The 3,108-nt window shown below is 52.1% G+C and carries 4 protein-coding genes; all 4 read right to left on the minus strand.

Annotated elements, in window-relative coordinates; translation table 11 throughout:
* Nucleotides 1-998, minus strand: a 998-nt coding sequence (locus tag DW642_RS15530) for a type IV secretory system conjugative DNA transfer family protein (protein ID WP_147326137.1), incomplete at its 3' end; no start/stop codon positions are given.
* Nucleotides 995-1,486 carry a PcfB family protein gene (locus DW642_RS15535; protein ID WP_117511006.1) on the minus strand — a complete coding sequence of 164 codons (492 nt, stop codon included), beginning with the start codon at nucleotides 1,484-1,486 and terminating at the stop codon, nucleotides 995-997. The genes DW642_RS15530 and DW642_RS15535, both read right to left, overlap by 4 nt.
* Nucleotides 1,487-2,383, minus strand: a complete 897-nt coding sequence (locus DW642_RS15540) for a DUF6017 domain-containing protein (protein WP_117511008.1) — start codon at nucleotides 2,381-2,383, stop codon at nucleotides 1,487-1,489.
* Nucleotides 2,384-2,553: 170 nt separating this feature from the next.
* Nucleotides 2,554-3,054, minus strand: coding sequence for a DUF5720 family protein (locus DW642_RS16715; RefSeq protein ID WP_117511010.1), 501 nt, complete (start codon nucleotides 3,052-3,054; stop codon nucleotides 2,554-2,556).
* Nucleotides 3,055-3,108 lie beyond the last annotated feature (54 nt).

Genomic DNA, 3,108 nt, shown 5'->3' on the forward strand with positions numbered 1-3,108 from the left:
CTAAGAGACTTCCCAACCGCTTGATTAAGAAGTCTTTTAGAGCATACAACACCCGCCGCCATCTTGAATTTGCGGTACTGCTTGACGGCGAAGTGGTCCGGCTCCCGTTCCTCCAACTGAGAAAAAAGCAGGTCCACCGGGCTTTGATAAGTCTCGTCATCCTCTCTGGCTTCACTGGCATTGATAAGGTCCAGAAGCGTGATGAAGTTCTTTTCTTCTTCCGTGGCCTCGTACCAGATGTAGCCGATCAGCGCGGAATAATAGAGGCGTTCCGCTTTGACCCAGAAATCTTCCGAAGATTTTTCGCCTTCGCCCTTCGTGTTCATAATCAGGGCGTTCACCAGTTTTAAGATATCCTTCTCTGACCGAATGTAGGCCAGTGGGTTGTATCTCATGGATTTTCGGAAGTTTATCAGGTTGAGGCACTTGATACGGTATTTCTTCCGTTCCAGGAAAGCGCCGATCTCCGGCAGCAAGGTTCCTTTCGGATCGGTGCAGACATAGGACGAATGAGCTTGCAGCAGCGACGGCTTACAGAAGAACCGCGTCTTGCCGCTGCCGGAACCGCCGATCACCAGAATGTTTTTATTTCTGGCATACTTCGGCTGCTTTGGGCGGCTCGCCATCGTGATCCGTTCCGTCTGCGTCATGGGGATGTTTTGGAAAAAGTCCTTGTCCATGTAGGGAGCGATATCTGCCGCCGTACCCCACCGGGCAGAACCATACTCGATCCCGTGGCGATACTTCTTAGCGTTCTTGCCTTTCAGGTAGACCGCCATGCGAAGGATCACCGCACCGGCTATGCCGATCAGCAGGTCCGTGGGATGGAAACTGAGCCATGGGGAGGAAAGCGCCGCCGTGAAGCCGTCTCCGATGGAGAGCAGCTTGCCGGAGAGGTCAGCACCGGGCGCAAGCCGGAAAGCCTGTGCCAACTTATCGAAGGGATATACGAACAGAAGATACGGAAGGTTCAGCAAAAACAGTTTTTTCATGTTCATCTCTGCACGCTCCGATCTTTGACCTTTACTTTTTCCCGGTCAATGGTGCGGTGTTCCGTTTTCTCCGCCGCCTGTTCCTTCGCCTGGGTCAGCCGCTCCCGGATGGAGGGCTTTTCCTCACGGCTCATTTTCCGGCTGGCAAACTCCTGAAATGCTGCTGTGATGGCATCTGCGTCCCGGCTTTTGAAAAAGACCAGGTAACGGGGCTGTTCTGCGGCGGGGTCCTTCTTCAAGGCAAAATCCACATGGTATTTCTTCGCAACACGGGAGAATGCCTTGATATTCTTGTCGCTGATCTCGATATTGGCAAGACCGGCGTTCTGGCTGGCAAGCTGTTTAAGGCTCTGCCTGCCGCGGTAGATTTTTGGCTTCTGGCTTTTCTGGATTTCCTCCAGGAACTTTTTGACGGCCTTTTCAAAGACTTGCTCGCTTAGCTTGGCTCCGTCAACAATGAGCGTTACGGCGCCCCGCGTTACTTCCTCCTGCATTTAGCCTCGCCCCCTTTGCCCGTCCCCGTACATATCGTGCTGCACCAGGGAAGAATAGTAGCTGTTGATGGTGGTCGGGGCGTTATACAGCGCCGCCAGAAGGTATTTCTTGATATTGCGGACATAGGTGGTGTTGTCCTTCATGCAGTCCATGACATACTGAACATGGGAGCTGTCCAGCTTCATAAACCGGGACTTTACCACCTCCGCCGGATAATCGTCTCCGGCAATGCGGATGACTTTGCGGGCAGAACATACGGTATCCACGATCAGGTCAACGATTTCGTCAAGCTGTTCACGGTCGATATGGCTGTCCTGCACCAGATAGCTGTACTCGATGTTATCCAAAATCACTTCACGATAACATTCTCTGGCTCCCATCCGATCCATTCCCATCCTTGCCCCTGTGGGGGTAGGGGGATTTGATTGGATAGGATTTGATAGTTCCGTACTTGATAAATCAGTCTTTGTTTGATTAGTATTTAATTGTGCGGGGTTTTCCGTACACGGTTCCGCCGTATCCGGGATACCCATATCCGGGTTTTCCGTATATGGCTTTGCCGTACCCGGTAAAGGCGTACCTGGGCTTGACGGCGGCTCGCACTGAGGCATTTCGTAAATGACATACTCGGTATCCGTGATCTTGCCTTTTTCATCCCGAAGCTGGGTGCGCCGGATATACCCGTGGGTTTCCAGCTCCTTCAATGCCGCACCGATGCTGTCCACACCTTCCCGGCAGATCGCCGCAAGACCTCTGGTGGTGTAATTCCACTCGTCAGGGAGCGACAACATCATGGACAGCAGCCCTTTGGATTTCAGGGTCAGCGTCCGATCTTTCAAGTGATGGTTCGACATGACCGTATAATCACGGGTCTTTTCAATACGAAAAACAGCCATCTTCGCACCTCCTTCCTGCGAAAATAAAAAGTGTTGATTTTGAGCGGTTTACCCGTCTGTATGCCTCCATAGCCTCCTGCATGGGAAAACATCCACGCCCTGTTCAGAACGCAAGCCACGGAGGAAGAAACAGAAAATATCCCACTGATTTTGATACATTTTGGGGGCGGCTACCTCTCACGGTCTTTATGGTCATAGTGGAGGTCGCCGGAAAGCACCTTCGCATGGTTGCGGATTTTGATATGCCCCTTTTCCTGATTCTCCAAAGCCTTGCTGTATCCGGCGTCGGTCAGGAACAGGCGCATTTTCTCACCCTTCCAGCCAACAGGCGAGTCATGGGTAAGAACATCAAAGACGATCATGTGTCTGGTTGCCGGGTCGAAACGCTCCAAAGCCATAATGTCATGGCCAGATAACTTCTGCGCCCCGGATCGTTGCCTGGCTTCTGCCAGCATTTCCCCGATGGTGCGTGCCTTCTCCGGCAGACGATATTCGGTCTGCACCTTGCGGATTAAATCCATACACTCCTGATCCGACAGAGGACGGAGCTTGTCCAGAAGGCTTTCCGCCGTTTCTTTCGTTGCCGGGTTCGGCGCGTAGCGCCATGTCATGTAAATCTCATTCAGGGCGGCGTTCTGATTGGTACTTTCAATCTGAAACACCATCCTCATTGTAAACGGTAGAACCTGAGTACCTTTTTATTCACTTCAAGTTATGCCATAATC

Source organism: Blautia sp. AM23-13AC, from assembly GCF_003435675.1.
Taxonomy (GTDB): Bacteria; Bacillota; Clostridia; order Lachnospirales; family Lachnospiraceae; genus Fusicatenibacter; species Fusicatenibacter saccharivorans.

Excerpts from the sequence above, each read along its gene's own strand:
- DW642_RS15535 (WP_117511006.1), bottom strand. The coding sequence starts at position 1,486 with ATGCAGGAGGAAGTAACGCGGGGCGCCGTAACGCTCATTGTTGACGGA.
- DW642_RS15540 (WP_117511008.1), bottom strand. The coding sequence starts at position 2,383 with ATGGCTGTTTTTCGTATTGAAAAGACCCGTGATTATACGGTCATGTCG.
- DW642_RS16715 (WP_117511010.1), bottom strand. The coding sequence starts at position 3,054 with ATGAGGATGGTGTTTCAGATTGAAAGTACCAATCAGAACGCCGCCCTG.